This window comes from Pseudoalteromonas sp. QJM3NY_22 (genome assembly GCF_056173065.1).
In genome coordinates this window covers 3,859,938-3,878,857 of sequence record NZ_CM149655.1, presented here as the reverse complement: position 1 = coordinate 3,878,857, position 18,920 = coordinate 3,859,938, and the positions used below count along the sequence as shown (strand labels likewise).

19 protein-coding genes, 1 tRNA gene and 1 pseudogene are annotated in these 18,920 nt (G+C 38.9%); 10 read left to right on the top strand and 11 right to left on the bottom strand.

All coding sequences use genetic code 11. From position 1 onward, the window contains the following. Window positions 1-127: 127 nt before the first annotated feature. Together AC0VZ4_RS17970 and AC0VZ4_RS17965 are read right to left on the bottom strand one after the other, a co-directional pair. A pseudogene (locus AC0VZ4_RS17970) lies at window positions 128-757 on the bottom strand (IS5 family transposase); the annotation flags it as partial. Window positions 758-833: 76 nt separating this feature from the next. Continuing rightward, window positions 834-2,141, bottom strand: a complete 1,308-nt coding sequence (locus tag AC0VZ4_RS17965) for a hypothetical protein (RefSeq protein WP_475440342.1) — start codon at window positions 2,139-2,141, stop codon at window positions 834-836. A gap of 60 nt (window positions 2,142-2,201) precedes the next feature. Here AC0VZ4_RS17965 and AC0VZ4_RS17960 point away from each other — a divergent pair, with 60 nt between their 5' ends. The 3 genes from AC0VZ4_RS17960 (at window position 2,202) to AC0VZ4_RS17950 (ending at window position 4,836) form a co-directional block, all read left to right on the top strand. Continuing rightward, window positions 2,202-3,386 (top strand): IS256 family transposase, encoded by a 1,185-nt coding sequence (locus AC0VZ4_RS17960; RefSeq protein WP_475440341.1) that lies wholly within the window; start codon window positions 2,202-2,204, stop codon window positions 3,384-3,386. A gap of 71 nt (window positions 3,387-3,457) precedes the next feature. Further along, the gene (locus AC0VZ4_RS17955; protein ID WP_475439694.1) at window positions 3,458-4,717 is read left to right on the top strand and encodes an IS256 family transposase; all 1,260 of its coding nucleotides are present in this window, start codon (window positions 3,458-3,460) and stop codon (window positions 4,715-4,717) included. Continuing rightward, window positions 4,714-4,836 (top strand): hypothetical protein, encoded by a 123-nt coding sequence (locus AC0VZ4_RS17950; protein WP_475440340.1) that lies wholly within the window; start codon window positions 4,714-4,716, stop codon window positions 4,834-4,836. The genes AC0VZ4_RS17955 and AC0VZ4_RS17950 overlap by 4 nt, the downstream gene beginning before the upstream one ends. Here AC0VZ4_RS17950 and AC0VZ4_RS17945 read toward each other — a convergent pair. The 4 genes from AC0VZ4_RS17945 to AC0VZ4_RS17930 form a co-directional block, all read right to left on the bottom strand. Next, window positions 4,820-5,830 carry a hypothetical protein gene (locus AC0VZ4_RS17945; protein WP_475440339.1) on the bottom strand — a complete coding sequence of 337 codons (1,011 nt, stop codon included), beginning with the start codon at window positions 5,828-5,830 and terminating at the stop codon, window positions 4,820-4,822. The genes AC0VZ4_RS17950 and AC0VZ4_RS17945 overlap by 17 nt on opposite strands. Next, window positions 5,827-7,007, bottom strand: a protein-coding gene (locus AC0VZ4_RS17940) for an IS3 family transposase (RefSeq protein ID WP_475440337.1) whose coding sequence is annotated in 2 segments (ribosomal slippage) — window positions 5,827-6,749 and window positions 6,749-7,007 — 1,182 coding nt in all. Because the reading frame shifts where the segments join, the coding sequence is not laid out codon by codon here. Before AC0VZ4_RS17940 ends, AC0VZ4_RS17945 begins: the two co-directional genes overlap by 4 nt. 355 nt (window positions 7,008-7,362) lie before the next feature. Further along, complete coding sequence (locus tag AC0VZ4_RS17935) at window positions 7,363-8,049, bottom strand: hypothetical protein (RefSeq protein ID WP_475440336.1); 687 nt, start codon at window positions 8,047-8,049, stop codon at window positions 7,363-7,365. A 225-nt stretch (window positions 8,050-8,274) separates the two neighbouring features. Beyond that, entirely contained in the window at window positions 8,275-9,156 is an 882-nt protein-coding gene (locus AC0VZ4_RS17930) for a site-specific integrase (RefSeq protein ID WP_475440335.1), read from the bottom strand. A 255-nt stretch (window positions 9,157-9,411) separates the two neighbouring features. Here AC0VZ4_RS17930 and AC0VZ4_RS17925 point away from each other — a divergent pair. Then, window positions 9,412-10,526 (top strand): IS3 family transposase gene (locus AC0VZ4_RS17925; RefSeq protein WP_475440334.1). Its coding sequence is split into 2 segments (ribosomal slippage): window positions 9,412-9,664 and window positions 9,664-10,526, totalling 1,116 coding nucleotides; the frame shifts between segments, so codons are not numbered across the junction. Window positions 10,527-11,069: 543 nt separating this feature from the next. Here the strand turns inward: AC0VZ4_RS17925 and AC0VZ4_RS17920 are convergent. Further along, window positions 11,070-12,230, bottom strand: a complete 1,161-nt coding sequence (locus AC0VZ4_RS17920; protein ID WP_475440333.1) for a DUF6161 domain-containing protein — start codon at window positions 12,228-12,230, stop codon at window positions 11,070-11,072. Window positions 12,231-12,284: 54 nt separating this feature from the next. Next, on the bottom strand, window positions 12,285-12,578 hold the full coding sequence (locus AC0VZ4_RS17915; protein ID WP_475440332.1) for a helix-turn-helix domain-containing protein: 294 nt from the start codon (window positions 12,576-12,578) through the stop codon (window positions 12,285-12,287). 88 nt (window positions 12,579-12,666) lie between these two features. Between AC0VZ4_RS17915 and AC0VZ4_RS17910 the strand changes: the two genes are divergently transcribed. Continuing rightward, a complete protein-coding gene (locus AC0VZ4_RS17910; protein ID WP_475440331.1) occupies window positions 12,667-12,858 on the top strand; it encodes a hypothetical protein in 192 nt (63 codons plus the stop codon). Between the two features lie 199 nt (window positions 12,859-13,057). On the opposite strand, the gene AC0VZ4_RS17905 is transcribed toward AC0VZ4_RS17910, so the two are convergent. Both AC0VZ4_RS17905 and AC0VZ4_RS17900 read right to left on the bottom strand, forming a co-directional pair. Beyond that, window positions 13,058-14,317: an IS256 family transposase gene (locus tag AC0VZ4_RS17905; RefSeq protein ID WP_475439694.1), complete on the bottom strand. Its 1,260-nt coding sequence runs from the start codon at window positions 14,315-14,317 to the stop codon at window positions 13,058-13,060. A gap of 42 nt (window positions 14,318-14,359) precedes the next feature. Then, window positions 14,360-15,286, bottom strand: coding sequence for a tyrosine-type recombinase/integrase (locus tag AC0VZ4_RS17900; protein ID WP_475440330.1), 927 nt, complete (start codon window positions 15,284-15,286; stop codon window positions 14,360-14,362). A gap of 124 nt (window positions 15,287-15,410) precedes the next feature. On the opposite strand from AC0VZ4_RS17900, the gene AC0VZ4_RS17895 reads away from it, so the two are divergent. The 3 genes from AC0VZ4_RS17895 (at window position 15,411) to AC0VZ4_RS17885 (ending at window position 16,591) form a co-directional block, all read left to right on the top strand. Beyond that, window positions 15,411-15,496 (top strand) — tRNA-OTHER (locus AC0VZ4_RS17895). Window positions 15,497-15,668: 172 nt separating this feature from the next. After that, window positions 15,669-16,193: a hypothetical protein gene (locus tag AC0VZ4_RS17890; protein ID WP_475440329.1), complete on the top strand. Its 525-nt coding sequence runs from the start codon at window positions 15,669-15,671 to the stop codon at window positions 16,191-16,193. After that, window positions 16,190-16,591: a hypothetical protein gene (locus AC0VZ4_RS17885; protein WP_008136929.1), complete on the top strand. Its 402-nt coding sequence runs from the start codon at window positions 16,190-16,192 to the stop codon at window positions 16,589-16,591. The genes AC0VZ4_RS17890 and AC0VZ4_RS17885 overlap by 4 nt, the downstream gene beginning before the upstream one ends. A gap of 491 nt (window positions 16,592-17,082) precedes the next feature. Here the strand turns inward: AC0VZ4_RS17885 and AC0VZ4_RS17880 are convergent, their stop codons facing one another. Beyond that, entirely contained in the window at window positions 17,083-17,412 is a 330-nt protein-coding gene (locus AC0VZ4_RS17880) for a 5-carboxymethyl-2-hydroxymuconate Delta-isomerase (RefSeq protein WP_007376008.1), read from the bottom strand. Window positions 17,413-17,616: 204 nt separating this feature from the next. Here AC0VZ4_RS17880 and AC0VZ4_RS17875 point away from each other — a divergent pair, with 204 nt between their 5' ends. Beyond that, window positions 17,617-18,102, top strand: coding sequence for a CreA family protein (locus AC0VZ4_RS17875; RefSeq protein ID WP_007376009.1), 486 nt, complete (start codon window positions 17,617-17,619; stop codon window positions 18,100-18,102). Between the two features lie 30 nt (window positions 18,103-18,132). Next, on the top strand, window positions 18,133-18,912 hold the full coding sequence (locus tag AC0VZ4_RS17870) for a hypothetical protein (RefSeq protein ID WP_475440328.1): 780 nt from the start codon (window positions 18,133-18,135) through the stop codon (window positions 18,910-18,912). The last annotated feature ends 8 nt before the right edge of the window (window positions 18,913-18,920 follow it).

The window sequence follows — 18,920 nt, the reverse complement described above, 5'->3', positions numbered from 1 at the left end:
TTAAGCTTTGATCGGCAAAATCATTAAGAACACAAAAGTGATCATTATAGAGTGATTTTCGTGATCAAAGCTTAATGAGAATAAGTGATCAAAGTTAGTGCCATTGGGTGATCAAAGCTGGGGAGAATATGCAATGCCTATATTTATATAAGCACCAATCAATATCACCATTACCTGTTTTTGAGTTTTTCTTTCTAGGGATCACTGGGCTTGAGTTTCTCTCTCGAACCTTATTTCTAATGACTTCACTATCATAGCCTTTGTCTGCGATAACAAAATCGCCTTGGGGCAATAATTCAATCAGTTCATTTGCCACTTTACTATCATGAACATCGCCGCCTGTAATAATAAATTCAATTGGTAAGCCATAACTATCAACAGCTAAATGAATTTTACTTGTATTACCGCCACGACTTAATGCTATCGCTTGTTCTTGTTGAGACGCAGCACCTGTACTGTGTTGATGTGCTTTAACATAACTGCCATCAATGAATTCCCACTCAGTGTCACTATTGGCGGATAATGATTTGAACAACCTTATTAATATTCCTTTTTTAGACCAAAGTAGAAATCGGCGGTAAATAGTATTCCATAAACCAAAACACTCAGGGAGGTCACGCCATGGGCAACCAACACGTAAGCGATATAAAATTCCTTCCATCGTTTGTCTGTGTTCAAGCTTGTTATAAACTCTATCTTCAAGCAAAATTGATTTTAGCTTCGACCACAACTTATCAGTGAGCATTAATCGGGGCATGGTAATCTCGTAAGGTTTGTTTTTGGCGAAGTAAATTATACGAGATTACCGCTTACGCACAAAATTCAAACAAAGATCAACAGCCCCTAGCAAGACAGCTATAGATTGAAACTTTTTTTTCAGTTGATACCAGCTCTAAGTTGGGCCCATACTTCTCTATTTGTTCCTTAATAATCCAAAGTTGGTTGAGGCTATCTTCGTCATTCGGCATAAATTGCAGTTTGTAAGAAGGTAGGATAATGAACGCCTGTGCTACATAGAACTCTCTTAAATCCTTTTCTAGATCTTGAGCTGTACTTAATATATTTGTAACAATTTCTCCTAGCTTATTGAGACTTTCCTTATCATTGATTGCTCCATGCCAAAAGTCTTGAGCATAAGGTTTTGAAAAGCAGGTCTCTAAAAGTTTGATAGTTGACTCTTTACGAAATGCCTTTAGTTTTTTTGAATTTAGAAATATATGCTTTGCATGTAGATACTGAAAACCTGATTTAATTTCTGCTAACATATACTCATAATATGTTTCAACTGCCAATTGTGGCTTTTCATGCAGTATAGCTTGCAACCAGTTTCTTGATGTGTGGTCTCTTTTTTTTAATTGAGGTGATAGGCAAAAGCTATCCAGTATTAGTCCTAGCTTTATTTTATCTGTTGTCCATGCAGATATACTCTGGGTCTCTCTCCATAATTCGTCTAGTCCGGCTAAAAATGCAGATAAAATACGGGCTGATTTACCTTCTTTGGTGAGCTGAATTATATAACCTAAATCATAAAGGTCTGTTCTGTAAGTTATTGATTTGAAGCCTTCTAAGACGTAACTGAAGTCGTTACCATTGAAGTATGTTGATAATATAACTAATGGTTCATCAAGCCTACATTCAGGTATATTGCTATAATGCCCGTAATATAGATATGCAAGCCAACCTAAATGACCTAAGTGCTCACCGCTTTCAATAAGGGTCTTTTCCCTTTCAAATTGATTAAGATTGTGCATTTGTGATTTTTTAGAGTTGGCTTTAAATTTTAAGCTATTTGCAATATCTTCATATCGCCAGTCTTCTACCTCGCAACTCAACTCTTGGTCCGCAATTGCCTGAAGATTAGAATTATTTGGGAAATCTACTAAGTAATTAAAATTTTCAATATTATTTTTAGGATCTATAAAACATAATTGAAAAGCGCATCTGTAAATTTCTTCAACAAGTGTTGTAGTGCAATCATTTAGTATATTTAAAGCCTCTGAGAGTTGCTCACTATTTGAAAGTATTCTAGGGAAATCATTTCGAAATCTGTTAATTCTAAACATTAAAGATCTATCAGTGGCTTCATCTAAAAGTATACAGCGAAGAGCTATAGTCGTTTCTGGTGTATGAGAAAAAGTCATTGCGATGTAATCTGTTAATTGATCTTGACCGGATCAACAATTAACCAGAGAGACATCGCAATGACTGAAAATGATAATGTTATTTCCATTGAAAAACCAGACAATCCGTTAGAGCAGTTGCTTAAAAGCGGGGCGCAGCAGTTGTTAGCTCAAGCGATTGAGGCTGAGTTGGCTGTTTTATTGGCTCAATACCAGCATGAGACCGTCGAGGGACTTCAGCGGATCGTCAAAAATGGTCACCAGCCTGAGCGTACGATCCAAACAGGCCTTGGTGATATTGAGGTCAAAATACCTAAAGTCAGGGATCGAAAAAAGGAAGGCATTAAATTCAATAGTGCCTTGATCCCGCCTTATCTGAAACGGACAAAAAATATCGAAGAGCTGATCCCATGGCTCTATTTACGAGGAATTTCGACGGGTGATATGCAGCCCGCTTTAGTGTCTCTTTTAGGCGAGCAAGCCAAAGGTTTGTCGGCCAATAGTGTCTCTCGGTTGAAATCCACCTGGGAAACGGAGTATCAGCAGTGGTCTAAACGTTCCTTGGCTAAACGTCGATATGTGTATATCTGGGCCGATGGGATTTACAGTAAAATTCGAATGGATGATAAGCTGTGCTTACTGGTAATTATGGGGGTAGATGAAACGGGCAGAAAGGAGCTATTGGCGGTGGTTGACGGGGTTCGTGAGTCTGAGCAGAGCTGGACTGAAGTGTTAAATCAACTGCGCTCACAGGGTCTAACAATACCACCAAAATTGGCCATAGGGGATGGTGCGCTGGGGTTTTGGAATGCCCTCACCAAAGTATGGCCAACAACCCAACATCAACGTTGCTGGGTGCATAAAATCGCGAATGTGCTAAACAAAGTGCCGAAATCAATGCAACCTAAAATCAAAGCGAATTTACAAGATATCTGGATGGCAGAGAGTCGAGCTTCTGCTTATAAAGCGTATGATTTATTTGTTAAAAATTACTCAGTCAAATACCCAAAAGCGACGGATTGCTTGATGAAGGATAAAGATGAAATGCTGGCATTTTATGATTATCCTGCTGAGCATTGGATGCACATAAGAACGAGTAATCCGATAGAGTCAACGTTTGCGACGGTAAGGCTGAGAACGCATAAAGTGAAGAGTTGTGGCAGCCGGACAACCACCTTAATGATGGTTTTTAAACTCGCGCAGTCGGCAGAGAAAAAATGGTACCGCTTGCGAGGATTTAGAGCTATAGTCGTTTCTGGTGTATGAGAAAAAGTCATTGCGATGTAATCTGTTAATTGATCTTGACCGGATCAACAATTAACCAGAGAGACATCGCAATGACTGAAAATGATAATGTTATTTCCATTGAAAAACCAGACAATCCGTTAGAGCAGTTGCTTAAAAGCGGGGCGCAGCAGTTGTTAGCTCAAGCGATTGAGGCTGAGTTGGCTGTTTTATTGGCTCAATACCAGCATGAGACCGTCGAGGGACTTCAGCGGATCGTCAAAAATGGTCACCAGCCTGAGCGTACGATCCAAACAGGCCTTGGTGATATTGAGGTCAAAATACCTAAAGTCAGGGATCGAAAAAAGGAAGGCATTAAATTCAATAGTGCCTTGATCCCGCCTTATCTGAAACGGACAAAAAATATCGAAGAGCTGATCCCATGGCTCTATTTACGAGGAATTTCGACGGGTGATATGCAGCCCGCTTTAGTGTCTCTTTTAGGCGAGCAAGCCAAAGGTTTGTCGGCCAATAGTGTCTCTCGGTTGAAATCCACCTGGGAAACGGAGTATCAGCAGTGGTCTAAACGTTCCTTGGCTAAACGTCGATATGTGTATATCTGGGCCGATGGGATTTACAGTAAAATTCGAATGGATGATAAGCTGTGCTTACTGGTAATTATGGGGGTAGATGAAACGGGCAGAAAGGAGCTATTGGCGGTGGTTGACGGGGTTCGTGAGTCTGAGCAGAGCTGGACTGAAGTGTTAAATCAACTGCGCTCACAGGGTCTAACAATACCACCAAAATTGGCCATAGGGGATGGTGCGCTGGGGTTTTGGAATGCCCTCACCAAAGTATGGCCAACAACCCAACATCAACGTTGCTGGGTGCATAAAATCGCGAATGTGCTAAACAAAGTGCCGAAATCAATGCAACCTAAAATCAAAGCGAATTTACAAGATATCTGGATGGCAGAGAGTCGAGCTTCTGCTTATAAAGCGTATGATTTATTTGTTAAAAATTACTCAGTCAAATACCCAAAAGCGACGGATTGCTTGATGAAGGATAAAGATGAAATGCTGGCATTTTATGATTATCCTGCTGAGCATTGGATGCACATAAGAACGAGTAATCCGATAGAGTCAACGTTTGCGACGGTAAGGCTGAGAACGCATAAAGTGAAGAGTTGTGGCAGCCGGACAACCACCTTAATGATGGTTTTTAAACTCGCGCAGTCGGCAGAGAAAAAATGGTACCGCTTGCGAGGATTTAAGCTACTGGCTGAAGTAATTACAGGGGTAAAATTTAAAGACGGCGAAAGAATAACTCAAGATCAAACAGAGCATCAAGATGAGCTCATACACCAGATTTGACAATAACTCGAGGATTTAAGCTACTGGCTGAAGTAATTACAGGGGTAAAATTTAAAGACGGCGAAAGAATAACTCAAGATCAAACAGAGCATCAAGATGAGCTCATACACCAGATTTGACAATAACTCTACAGCGAAAGGCTTCTCTCAATTCATGGGTTCTTTCTCTTAATTTTGCAGTGTTTTCTTTAGCCCACTGAGAGCTAAAACCTCCTCTTAAAGAGCTACTACGCATTAACCAATTAAGGAGCTCCTTACCGGTGAAACTAATTTCACTATTTAGAGCTTGATTGAGCCAGCTGTTATGTAGGTATTGAAGCTCAGAGTCTATCTCTCGATGCTCTGTACTATATGTATTGTCATTATCTTGATTAGGGAAGTTATTTAGCAGTAATATAGACTCTTTTTCACTAGCTAAATCCACAAGATCCCAGAATTCACCTATTGCGGTCTTCCCGTTATAAGCTATTAAGCTATTGAGCAATTTTGTAATATCTTTCCAAGTAAATACGCTTCCAAAAAAATTCGATATAAGCTTTGTTTTGATTCGCAACGAAACTTTATCATTTTGTGTTAACAACCCTTTGTATATTGTTTGCACAAATTGATAAGATGGCTCTCCTGATTTCGACAGCAAAACTACTGCGCTCTCTTTATCACGTATACTAAAATCAGTGTTGATAAGTACTTGCTTATAAGTGTCTAGAAGTGAAGGTATTGGTTTAGATTGCTCAAGCGCATCAAAAATAAGGGCTCTAAGTTGAAAGCTGCTTTGCTCATTGAGCAATATACTTTTCAATTTGGGCACTAATCTATCGCTTATTACTCCACCTATATTAGGTTCATCCCAGTAGGTGTTTCTGAACCAAGGGTTATGCTCAGAGTGCTCTGCAAGCGCATCTAACAAAATGAGTTTATTGCTATCAGATAAAGAGGCTGGATCACCATAGGTTAAAACGCCATAAGGGTCTTTAGCTATTAATTGCGCTGCTATGTTGGGTTGAAAGACTACTAACCATGCGAATAGCCCCCTTAATTCAGATGTTGGGAATCCGTTTAAACCAACGATTGATAATATACGTCCAATCGGCAACCCTTTATCTGTAGTGGTCAATAAAATTTGGCCACAGTTTTAGAATCTTTGTATCTGACCTCAGATTCATTTGGCGCTAAACCGGCATTATAATGATGCGGCCTAACATTATTGTAATATCCATTTATGTAATCACTAACGCTATATTTAGCGTCTATAAAATTTCCATATCCACTCTTTGGCATCCATTCCGTCTTAAAGCTTCTAAAAAATCGCTCCATTGGCGCATTATCCCAACAGTTTCCACGCCTGCTCATACTTTGTGTGATTTTATAGCGCCATAAACGTTGGCGATATTTTAAACTTGTATAATGACTACCTTGGTCAGAGTGAAACATCAGTCCTGTCGGTTTTCCTCTGCTTTCATACGCGAGTTCAAGCGCTTTTAGCGTTAAATTAGTATCTGGTGATAACGACATTGCCCAGCCAACCACTTTGCGTGCAAATAAATCAATAACCACGGCTAAATAAGCCCAGCGATTGCCTGTCCAAATATACGTCACATCACCGCACCACACGGTATCCGGCTCAACAACATCAAACTGTCTATCAAGCAGGTTTGGGATTTCAAGGTGTTCATTACCACCACGTTTATATGAATGTTGAGGTACTTGGCAGCTTTCGAGCTTTAATTTAACCATTAGCTTAGCTGCACGATAACGGCTCAATTCAAAATCATTGTTCGTTGCTATCGCTGCGATTGTCCGTGCCCCTGCTGAACCACCACTCATCGCATGTATTGCTTTTACTTCAGCCTCTAACCTTGCTTGCTCAGGTGTCGGCGCTGTATCCCGTATGGCCCAGTACTTATAGCTGCTGCGATGCACATTGAATACGCTACACAGCAGACTAATTGGATAACGCTCTCGTTGATTTAACTTCTCGATTAACGAGAATTGTTCAGGGAGTCGGACATCAAGAGAGCGGTAGCCTTTTTTAATATATCCTTTTCTAATTCAATGCGTTGTATTTGCTTTTTAAGCTCACGGATTTCAATTTGTTCGGGCGTCATTGGTGAAGCTAAGGGTGTCTGACCATTACGTTCTTGCTTTAATTGAGTTACCCATTTACTGACGGTTGATTTACCAACACCCATCGCTTTTGCTGCGTCTTCTTGCGTATAACCTTGGTCTACTACAAGCTGAGCCGTTTCTAATTTAATTGCCGCTGAATATGTTGCACGTTTTAATTTCGTCATTTTTTCACCCAAATTTGTATGCTTATTAGCATAACATTTCTTTCTTAATGGGTGGCCAAAATCACTGTACCACTACAATCTACCTGCTTTGAAATCCATTTAGCAGCTACAAACTCAGCAATTGTCCTATGACAATAATCAAACACCCCTTCAGTATCGCTCTTTGCGCAAATTCTCCGACTCAGGATAGCAACTGTCTTTTCAATACCCATTGTATCGAGTTCAGTAAGGCTACGAATTGGCAGAACTAGATTATCGTTGGATTCATCAACCGAAAAACCCTCTACATCACTTAATAGTCTGCACGCAAATATAGCTCCTGCAGTATCTTCTAGTTCTAGGGGAACGAATCGACCTAACTCTTTTTTGATACTTTCTGATTATGCTCCCGAAGAAGTAATGTTACTGTGGATTCAAATAGCTCTTTCTTAGTTTTAGGCCAGCCATCAACAGCTACAGATTCTGCAAGCATTATTAAAGTCTGTGGATTTTCTAACAGCCCAGATGGCCCGTAAGCTTTTGATTTTTCAAAGAATTCTTGGGTGTTAATTTCAATATTTAGACCATTTAATATCGATGCTTGTTCAAAATGATCCAAAGGTTCTAAACGCAGTATTACAACATCTTCTTCAAAGTAATCATTCAAAATGTCAAGATCGACATTTCCATACCAGTCACTTTCTCGACAAGAGAGGACAAATTGCTCCGGTTCAAGTTGAAATAATTTTTGTACAATTTGGCTTAATACGACTCCGTCAGCGCCTGCTCTGGATTCATCTAAACCATCAAGGAAGATCTTATTACCCAAAAGAGAGGCTGGCTTATTTAAAAAGGAAGTTACCTTTATTACCAAATGATTATTGAGTTGTGCAAGATGCTCAAATAGATGGGACTTCCCTGAACCAGGGCTGCCAAGTAAGACGATATGCTTATTTTGGGTGAAGTCAGAAAAAAAACAGGTGCTATTATCAAATTTGTTAGGATTTTTTACATTTAAACGCCTAACTCGTCGATCCCAAAGATGTGTACGTCCTGTATTCAATTCCCATTACCCTTAGAAATAAAGTATAGATATGAAATATATAAGTAACATTTTTAAGATATTGCGTCCAATTTGTAATAAAGTCGTACCTACTTGAAGAGATGGGGACGACTCACTGAGTCGGTATCTCAATATTGCTATTCATAATGACTTGATATCTATCACTCAACTATTCAACTAAAAACCAGAATCAGCTTTAAGTCAGTATAGAGTTCAGGGTAGTTATTACTTTAAATAAACCTCAGTAATTTCAGCCCTGAAGTGACCTAGCTCTTGTGATACAGTTTCGAGAGCTATTTGCCTACTAAGCCCCAAACCTTTAAGTTCATCCATTCTCTCTTGTGCGTAGCTATGCCTAAGGCCATGACCGCCATTAGAAAAAAATAGAGCGCGATTAGATGCTTTTGAAAATGAGCATGACCATTTATGGCCTCCACCAATATCATAGCGTTGTAAATAGTTAATTTCCCTATCACGCACTGTTACAGGCCGCGCTAAACGCCTTTTTTCTAGTTGGGATGCCAATGCGTTAGGTATTAATACATCGCGGACAAGACCGCCTTTACCTTTCACAGTATAAATACAACCTTCCCGACCGAGCCATTTACTATCAAGGGTTGGACGGCTATCGGCTTTACGCTCCGATGCTTTGGCAATTGTTAAAAGTTCATGGGCTCTCAATCCTGCGGCATAAGCTATTTGTGTTGATAGGGTATGCATATTAGTTTGATGTTCACTAACAGCATGTGCTTGAGCTGAGGTATAGGCGCGAGATTTTTCAATTTTATCTTTTTCGGACTTTATTACTGTCAGCGTTTCTTTAGGGCCAAGTTTGCCGTTGAGTTTAAACATAGCTTGAATTGCTTGTCGTTCCATATCCAGCGTTTTTTGGCCTGCAAACTCACTGCGGTAATCTAGGTATTTATAAGCATCCTGAATGCTCATCCCTTGCACACCATTAATGCCAATATCCTTTGACCATCTAGCTATTTTTATAAGTGCAGTTTTATAATTACGAGCAGTGCCAAGAGATTTAATAATTTTGTGCTTGTATAAGTTTTTAGCTAGCTTCTGGGCTTGCGCTTCAGGCTTTGCGAACTTAGGCATTTTTATCAATCCATCGCTTTACAGTACTCCAGTGTGTTTTTACTCCTTTGCGCAAAAGCCATCGTTGCAAACAAGCAATGCTTGTTGCTTCTTTATGAAGCGCTAGTAGTTTGTGTTTATGAATATCGAGCTTTGATGGCTTGAATCGTTTTTTACTGATTAGCTTTTTTTCTTTTTTTAGGCGCGGTAATCCCCCCGAAAAATAATAGATGCCAAACGTAGAATTTTCTCTTATTGTAAACACAGGAGAAAATTATGAAAAAAGCACATTTTACAGACAGTCAGATCCTTGCCATTTTAAAACAAGCAGAAAGCGGCGTGCCTATTCCTGAGCTATGCCGTGAACATGGTATGGGCAACTCAACCTTTTATAAATGGCGCGCTAAATACGGCGGCATGGATGCGTCTTTAATGACACGAATGAAAGAGCTTGAAGATGAAAATCGCCGTTTAAAGAAAATGTATGCAGAAGAGCGGCTAAAATCTGAGGTCATTCAGGAGGCAATGGCAAAAAAGTGGTAAAGGCTTCTGAGCGCAAAGTCTTGGCTCATGAAGTCGTTAGCACAAATAAAATGAGTATTGCCTTAGCCTGTCGTACTTTCATGATAAGTGAAACATGCTATCGCTATACGCCAAAACTGTCTGATGAAAATGAGAAAATTGCAGCGTTGCTATTGGATTTAAGCCAATGTCAGCGTAATTGGGGATTCGGTTTATGTTTTTTATATTTACGCAATGTTAAAGGCTACACATGGAATCATAAGCGCGTTTATCGTATTTACCGTGAGCTTGAGTTGAATCTGCGAATAAAGCCTAGAAAACGTCTAACAAGGGAGAAGCCTGAACCATTGACTGTCCCTGAGGCCATTAACGAATGTTGGTCAATGGATTTTATGCACGACCAATTATCGGATGGCAGAGCGTGTCGCTTGTTCAATGTGATTGATGATTTCAATCGCGAAGGACTCACAATAGATGCTGACTTATCACTCCCCGCTGAGCGTGTTATCCGCTCACTCAATCAAATTATAGAATGGCGTGGTAAGCCAAAAGCTATCAGGTGTGACAATGGGCCTGAATATATTAGCCATAAATTAGCAGAGTGGGCGTTAAATAATAATATTGAATTACGATTTATTCAACCAGGTAACCCGCAACAAAATGCTTATGTAGAGCGGTTTAATCGCACGGTTAGGTATGACTGGCTAAGTCATTATATTTACAGTGATATTAGTGAGTTACAAGATAAAGCAACCGATTGGTTATGGACTTATAATAATGAACGCCCTAACATGGGCATAGGTGGCATAACACCCATACAAAAACTGGAAAAGTTAAACAACGAAAATTCTACAGATAGCCTCCATTAAAAATGGGGGGATTACCGCGCAATGCTTCAGCCTTAGCATTAAAGGACATAGTAACTCTCCAAGGGATTTGTAAGATAGACTGGCTATTAAAGCTCAGCGGCTAACGCCTATTCGCCCCTGTTCAACGCATAACGTTTGGCTCGGACTGATCTCGCCATTAATTATTTTTGATACGTAAAAGTATCAATATGATTTTCACAGTGAAGTGAAACTTGTAAACCTCGTTACTACGTTTTGAAGGCAGCTGAACAGCGCCTGTATTTTTCTTTGCTCGTTAAGAGCTAAACGAGCTTCTAGATTAGCACTTTTTCAAACCATTTCAATCTGCAAATAAAAGTATGCGTATAACACCTTATATTCCCAGACCCCGCTATGTGTAAGCCTATTTTAGGCTTCTACATAGCGGGGTCTGGGCAAAGCCCAGTAAAAAGGAGGCGAATTGCTCATGATGCCTCATTTTGAAATGGTTTAAATTACAGGGGAGGGAAGTTTGGTATGCCAAACTCATAATCAAAAAAACACACGATTATATAGTGGGTTATTCTATTTCTTATTTTTACTAATGAGCTCTATTATATTATGAGGTGCAGCATCATCAGTCACGATACCTGTTGAGATCGGTCTGAAAATCGCCTGTAAAACTAAATTTCTTTCTTCATCAGATGTTGCTCCCCCTTCACTAATTAATGCTAAATAGGCTTGCGTCATAACAACTCTTTCTTGAGAGTTCATTTGCATATGGTTATGGCTTAAATACATTCTTACGAGAACTCGGATTAACCATATTGCTAAGGATGAAGTGAAGGCAACTACACCAACTTTACCCCAAATAATTTCTTCCGTGGCTAATATTTCCCAAGCGACATATGCAATTGGCAGAAAGATAATGAGTGATAGAATTAAACTAGCAATACCAAAGTTTTTGGCAGCTTTTTTATGATGTTCGCAGTTATCCTTCCAATATTGTACCGGTGCTTTTAGCTTCATATGGTGCTGATAGGCATCGATAAATCCCTCAATACGTTGTTTAGAATCGCTTTTTTCTTTTTCTAATTGCTCCTGTAGATTCTTAATTGATTCGTTATAGCTCCTGTTTGCATTTTCGATTCCAGTTTCGAGTTCTATCTTTAAATTATTAGTAAGGTTTTTTTTAATATCATTTATGTCAAGGGCAGTTCTTTTTTGCTTATCACTTTCTTCTGAAAAACTTTGGCAAAGCGCATCTAACTCGATTACTTTTTGTTGGCTAATTCGCAGCTCTTCATTTAACTTGCTTTGTAAAGATAATATCTCTCTTAGAAAATTATTTTTTTCTGTATTTGTTAACTTTAATAATTCAGTAAATTTTTCTTTTTCTTCTAAAATTTCACTTTTCAAGCCTTTTTTATACATTATCGCTTGAATTACGCCTTCAACTTTACTGTCAATTCCATTTGAGAAAGCTATTAAAATTTCTTTCGCTACTTCCTTATCCTGGATTGAACGAATGAAATTTCCTTTGGCTGAGCCCGATGCAATAAAGCTTTTTCTATTGGTAATTTCTTTGAACTGTTCTAAATCTTCTACATGTTTTTGTGATTCATCATATAAATTAAAAAAATCGTCATAAGCTCCTAATTTTTTTAAATCATTTTTAAAGTCTATGAGCCACTTCCAATTTTTATATTCATTATGGATATTTTCTATATTTAGTTCTTTAGTCAATTGTCTTCCCCTGACATTTTTATTCAGTAGGTAGTAACTATACTATTACTGAATTTAGTTTTTTGTAGAGTCAACTTTAAAGCATATAAGATGTAACTCCAGAATTTTCTCTGCGAGTTTATCTTCTATGCAATACAAAAATGCAGTAGGCACTTCTAAAATATGAGCTAATGCTTTAACTGTTTTGAAGTCAGGAGCATGAACACCCTTTTCATATTGGTTCATTCTGGCCGATGCTGCGAACTCATCCATACCAGCTAAGATCCCTAGTTTTTTTTGGGATAGTGCTTTTGCTTTTCTTGCTTCTTTTAATCGTTTTGGGAAAGGGGAGTCATCATTAGTTTTCATTTATATTTATTCTTAACTTGAAAACTAAGAGTTTCTTAGCTTTAATGTATTTTAGATACTAAGTAATGCTTAGCTTTTGAGGTGGTATATGATTTGGAAAACACTAAAGGTTATTGGTTCGGTGGCCGTGGCTGTTATCTTAGACGTTGAGGATAAGTCAGAGGAGGATCGCTTTATTGATGAGTACAGTGATGGGATGGGAAGTGTAAATCATTGTGGGGACGACTATGCTGAACAGGAGGTCAGAGATGCACATGCCCGTGGAGAGCTCTATAAGTGACAAGTAGTATGATTAAACCTGAAAATAAGCCATATCAGTCTGTGCTTGCAGTATTATCAGTGCAGCTTTATGGTTGCGAGAAAAGCTATCAACAATTAGCGCTATTAAGCAGCCAATTAAATAATATATCGGAACCTCGGTTAATTAGTTCATTGCTTACCTTAGATTTTATGTTTCATCATTATATAAAGAGTTATTGTCAAATCTGGTGTATGAGCTCATCTTGATGCTCTGTTTGATCTTGAGTTATTCTTTCGCCGTCTTTAAATTTTACCCCTGTAATTACTTCAGCCAGTAGCTTAAATCCTCGCAAGCGGTACCATTTTTTCTCTGCCGACTGCGCGAGTTTAAAAACCATCATTAAGGTGGTTGTCCGGCTGCCACAACTCTTCACTTTATGCGTTCTCAGCCTTACCGTCGCAAACGTTGACTCTATCGGATTACTCGTTCTTATGTGCATCCAATGCTCAGCAGGATAATCATAAAATGCCAGCATTTCATCTTTATCCTTCATCAAGCAATCCGTCGCTTTTGGGTATTTGACTGAGTAATTTTTAACAAATAAATCATACGCTTTATAAGCAGAAGCTCGACTCTCTGCCATCCAGATATCTTGTAAATTCGCTTTGATTTTAGGTTGCATTGATTTCGGCACTTTGTTTAGCACATTCGCGATTTTATGCACCCAGCAACGTTGATGTTGGGTTGTTGGCCATACTTTGGTGAGGGCATTCCAAAACCCCAGCGCACCATCCCCTATGGCCAATTTTGGTGGTATTGTTAGACCCTGTGAGCGCAGTTGATTTAACACTTCAGTCCAGCTCTGCTCAGACTCACGAACCCCGTCAACCACCGCCAATAGCTCCTTTCTGCCCGTTTCATCTACCCCCATAATTACCAGTAAGCACAGCTTATCATCCATTCGAATTTTACTGTAAATCCCATCGGCCCAGATATACACATATCGACGTTTAGCCAAGGAACGTTTAGACCACTGCTGATACTCCGTTTCCCAGGTGGATTTCAACCGAGAGACACTATTGGCCGACAAACCTTTGGCTTGCTCGCCTAAAAGAGACACTAAAGCGGGCTGCATATCACCCGTCGAAATTCCTCGTAAATAGAGCCATGGGATCAGCTCTTCGATATTTTTTGTCCGTTTCAGATAAGGCGGGATCAAGGCACTATTGAATTTAATGCCTTCCTTTTTTCGATCCCTGACTTTAGGTATTTTGACCTCAATATCACCAAGGCCTGTTTGGATCGTACGCTCAGGCTGGTGACCATTTTTGACGATCCGCTGAAGTCCCTCGACGGTCTCATGCTGGTATTGAGCCAATAAAACAGCCAACTCAGCCTCAATCGCTTGAGCTAACAACTGCTGCGCCCCGCTTTTAAGCAACTGCTCTAACGGATTGTCTGGTTTTTCAATGGAAATAACATTATCATTTTCAGTCATTGCGATGTCTCTCTGGTTAATTGTTGATCCGGTCAAGATCAATTAACAGATTACATCGCAATGACTTTTTCTCATACACCAGAAACGACTATAGCTCGGGAACTCAACGTCTAAGCCATTTTTTGTATCTTCTAAAATGAATATCCTATCTTCAAGGTGAACCTGAGACCAAGGTAGTTGTAATAGCTCAGACCTTCTCAGGCCTGAAAAAATTAAAAATTCTAGGTAATCACAAAAACCAACGCGACTATTTTGGCGATATTTGGCAGCTTCATTTCTAACTTCATATAATGCATCTACAAAAGGTTTTAGCTGTGAACGGCGCAGACGTGTTGTTTTACGCTTTACATTATTCCAGCTTCGTTTTTCAGAAAGTGCATCTACAGGGTTTTCTGGAAATAATGAGCGACCTTCCGAAGACTTGTATTCAGCTTTAGCAAAGTTAAATAAAGCACGCATTAGGCGCATGGTATAATTTGCCTGAGCAGGGCTTCTTGAGGTTATTTCTCGTTGACGCTTTAAAATCATTGTTTGATTTATATCGGCTAGGCGCTTGTTATGCCAATCCGATAGATAGCAATTTATTTTTTGTTGATAACCTCTTTCAGTTATAGGCTTAAGATCTCTAGATTCAATATATGACTCAAAGGCTTCTTTCAGAGTAATCGAAGCAGCTCTAAACTGACGCTTAAGGTCGTTCGGGTTTATACCCTCAGCAATATCTGCCATTACTTTACGAGCCATTCGCCTTGCATCATCAAGTGAAATTGATGGGAAGTATCCAAGGGTGACATTAATAGGGGTGTCTCGTCCTGGTATCTTTTTATAAACTCTAAATGACTTCTTACCTGCCACGCTCACATCTAAAATGAGCCCTGACAATAGATTGTCATAATAACGAGTGCGTTTACCGTTTGATTCTATCTTTTCAAGCGACAATTCTGTGAAGCGAAGTTTTGTGTCTGACATATGGTGCTACCTCTGTGCTACTTTGAACGTAAAATTTAACGTTCTGAAATACATAATGATTTATGCATCAGAGGTAGGGATTACTCAATAACCCTATGATATAACTATGAAAATTAGTAAATAGTTATATCAAAAAGTAACTGGTAGTAAGTTCTTGTTTTGCAACTCATAATCGTTAGGTCCCCAGTTCGAGTCTGGGAGGGGCCACCACTTTTACACACTTTCCAAGTAAATACCTACTAACCTAAATTACCCTGTGCTCTTTTTTTAAATAGAAAAAAATAAAAAGCTATTATCAGTATCTAATCGATAAAATATTTCAAATGTGGAAAGTAATAAAAAATTGATGTACCCTTTTATTTTTATTGAACGAGGGAATGTTATGTCAAATAAAATTATGATCGAACGAAATATCGGTGTTTTGCGCGAAAAAATTAGAAACGCAGACACAACGACTGTCATGGGGTGTGTTGCGATTGCGGCGAGTGCTGATATGCTATCAGGTGCAAAGTTATCTAAACGGCAATATAGCTTCATAGTTAATAACCGCCAACAATGCTTTTTAATGAAGCAATCACTGACACAAGATTTGACAAAGTTAATGGTATTGAAGGCTATACCTAAATTATTATCTGCTGCAGATCCAACCTCAGATTTATCTAAAACTGCTTTCATGGCCGAAGCTACTGCAGACGCTGCTGGTGAGGCTCTTGAGGTGAAGACAGGTATACCAGCATTTAAAACAGCTGCTCTTTTAAATGCATTAAGTGCTGGTATTCAGATTAAAACTATGTGGGATATTCAAGCGATCGAAGATGGCTTTGCGCAAAGCCCGAAACAGTTTGAAAAATTATTTGCCGACTGGAGAAGTTGGAATATTGAAGAGCGTTATCAGGTGGCCCGATGAAAAAGTTATTAATTTTATTATTCCCAAGTACATGTTTTGCACAGTTTTCAGACTTGTCGTTATGTGAAAACAAACAAACTATGCTTGGAATAGATTTTTATTCAAACTGTGTGGGGGTCGCAGACGCCTCAGTACAAAAATTAAAATCTGAGATAACTGCGAAACAGCTATATGATTACATCACTCTTAGTATTAAAGATGTTAGCGTTTTAGAAGAGCACCTTTCAGATGACATGATAGGCAGAGTACATGCATTAATATCGATTGATCCAAACCCACTTTATTATACTACTGTTGGTAATAATGTTTTAGTCAAGACCAAAGAAGGGCTTAATATTTTTGAAAAGCATGATGGCTATTGGTTACAAAAATTAGTATCAGAGAGATCCGGTAGATAAATAGAGTTATCTCAAAAGTAATTTGATATTGGTAATTACTTTAAATAGGTTTCAGTAATTTCAGCTCTAAAGTAGTCTAGCTCTTTTGGTAAAACTCTAAGAGCTAGCGATCTGCTAAGTCATAATTTTTTAGCTCAGTCATCCTCCCTTATGCGTAACTATATAAATCCATTGGTGCTGCTAGCAAAAAGAGCAGATCGCGATTAGATGCTTTTGAAAGTGAACATTTATGGACTCTGCCAGTATTATAGCGTTGCAAATAGTTAATTCTCCTACCAGGCACTGTCATAGGTTGCTCTAAGCGCCTTTGTCCTTTCACCGTGTGCTCTGCGCAATCTTCTTGTTTATTAGTAATGTTATCTACTGGCGTTCGTAACTCATCAGAAGTTTTTTATAAACAGCAGTGAGCAAGTATTTAATATTCAAAAAGCCCCTATTGGGGCTTTTACTTACTATTGTGTACTTTTATTACTCAAAACGACAAGAGTTAACTAATTTTTTCGATATACATCATGATCCATATCGTAAATATTGACGCTTAAGCTATCAGAGTCTCTGCAGTAGGTTTTTAAACATGCGAGTAGGTGCTCACTTAACATTTGTTTTTGTTCTACCGTTCGCCCTGCCATTATATGCACTTGAATATGAATAAACCCTTCTTTACCTATACCTAGTTGGTATTGTTGGTATGCAATTGCGCGTGTTTTAATTGTTTCTAAATCAAAAAGTCCGCTTTCAAAAGTACTGTTATGAATTTTCTCTACTAGTACTTGTGGTAAAACAGGGAGGTCTTCTGAGTGTTCAATAATAATATGCGGCATTTAGGTGTTTCCTATTATGAGTTACTGCATTAGCGAGGGTTAATTGTATCAAATACAACAGGGTTCGCTAAACCTAGGGCTATCTAAAATCTTTACTTTAAACTAATTTAGTCGTATTTATTTTTGATGTTAGTATAAAACAAACAGGTGAACCTTTGCTTAGTGACGTAGATGCTAAGTTACCTATTATAGATAAGGATAAGTATGAAATTACCACAAAAATTTAAACGTTTAGCTTTACTTGCAGGTGCGGTAGTTACGTTGAGTGCTTGCTCTGATGATGTTGCGTCGGTAAGCCTTGGGTTATTTACAACTAAAGATGTCGTGGTTAATTCGCAGCAAGATCCGATTATTAAAGGTGTTACGTGCCACATTAGCCATATTGAAGCTGATTTAGACTTTTCTGATCCGTCTGATATGTCAATTGCGTGTCGTCAAACGGGGCCTATTACAGCGCAGCAGCTACAAGAAATTGACCGAAGTAAGTCGGGCGAGGTGGTATTTAAATCATCTAAAAGTATTTTATTTAAATCTTTAAAGGTGCGTCGTATTTACGATGCTGAAAACCGCACCTTATTGTATTTATCGTACTCAACGAAAGAATCCAGTGGCAGCCATCATCATGCGCTATCAACAGTGCCGCTATACAATACTCAAGCGTGGGAATGGGCGCTTACACAAAAAAACTAAACTAGCACCTAAAACTTATAAGAGCACCTTATGTTAGCTTTATTTAAATCGGCACCATTATTGGAAGATCAAGAACAGCAATGGCTTATTGATACGTTTATTTGGGCGGTAGAGAATTTTGATGCGGAGTACTTTACTAAGCAAACAAAAATAATATTGCCGACAGCAGCGTTTTTTCCTGATTCGGTATCAAGTATTGAAGAAATGGCGACTAACGTTTTTACCCGCGTTACTAATTATGCAGGTATGAGCGCGTGGCCTATTCAGTTAGTTGCGCCTCAGCAATTGCAGCCTCAGGTTTTTCCACACTTTGAATTTAGCAATGAAATACGTGGAGAAGGCTGCCATTTAATTGTGCCGCCAAGCCATAAGGTCAGCATTTCTTTTAATCCTAATCAGATTAATCAGCCACAAGATTTAGTAGCAAGTTATGCGGGTACTCTGGCCACTATACTTATTCATCACGTTGGGGTGCTACCGCCAGGTGGTAGGGAGTATTTACCACAAGCTGCCGATGCGCTTGCCTGTTTTTTAGGGTTTGGTGTGATGATGAGCAACACGGTGTATCAGTTTAAGGGCGGTTGTGGTTCTTGTTCTTGTTACAACCCATACGCTAACCGTGAAGCTAAGCTAAGTGAAACACATACGGTATTTATGCATGCCCTTATTAGTTACTTTAAAAACGATAAAGTCTCTAAAAAACACTTAAAACCGCATCTGCGTGGTCAGTTTAAAAAAGCACAAAAAGAAATTAAAGCATTGGTAAATAACTCGGCCAACCCGCTGTTATTAGCTTATTCACCAAACTAGCAAGGACT

Bases quoted from the DNA above. Each gene is read 5' to 3' on its own strand.
- AC0VZ4_RS17885 (WP_008136929.1), top strand. From the start codon at position 16,190: ATGAAAAAGTTATTAATTTTATTATTCCCAAGTACATGTTTTGCACAG.
- AC0VZ4_RS17880 (WP_007376008.1), bottom strand. From the start codon at position 17,412: ATGCCGCATATTATTATTGAACACTCAGAAGACCTCCCTGTTTTACCA.
- AC0VZ4_RS17900 (WP_475440330.1), bottom strand. From the start codon at position 15,286: ATGTCAGACACAAAACTTCGCTTCACAGAATTGTCGCTTGAAAAGATA.
- AC0VZ4_RS17955 (WP_475439694.1), top strand. From the start codon at position 3,458: ATGACTGAAAATGATAATGTTATTTCCATTGAAAAACCAGACAATCCG.
- AC0VZ4_RS17910 (WP_475440331.1), top strand. From the start codon at position 12,667: ATGATTTGGAAAACACTAAAGGTTATTGGTTCGGTGGCCGTGGCTGTT.
- AC0VZ4_RS17915 (WP_475440332.1), bottom strand. From the start codon at position 12,578: ATGAAAACTAATGATGACTCCCCTTTCCCAAAACGATTAAAAGAAGCA.
- AC0VZ4_RS17905 (WP_475439694.1), bottom strand. From the start codon at position 14,317: ATGACTGAAAATGATAATGTTATTTCCATTGAAAAACCAGACAATCCG.
- AC0VZ4_RS17870 (WP_475440328.1), top strand. From the start codon at position 18,133: ATGTTAGCTTTATTTAAATCGGCACCATTATTGGAAGATCAAGAACAG.
- AC0VZ4_RS17965 (WP_475440342.1), bottom strand. From the start codon at position 2,141: ATGACTTTTTCTCATACACCAGAAACGACTATAGCTCTTCGCTGTATA.
- AC0VZ4_RS17960 (WP_475440341.1), top strand. From the start codon at position 2,202: ATGACTGAAAATGATAATGTTATTTCCATTGAAAAACCAGACAATCCG.
- AC0VZ4_RS17890 (WP_475440329.1), top strand. From the start codon at position 15,669: ATGTCAAATAAAATTATGATCGAACGAAATATCGGTGTTTTGCGCGAA.
- AC0VZ4_RS17875 (WP_007376009.1), top strand. From the start codon at position 17,617: ATGAAATTACCACAAAAATTTAAACGTTTAGCTTTACTTGCAGGTGCG.
- AC0VZ4_RS17930 (WP_475440335.1), bottom strand. From the start codon at position 9,156: ATGCCTAAGTTCGCAAAGCCTGAAGCGCAAGCCCAGAAGCTAGCTAAA.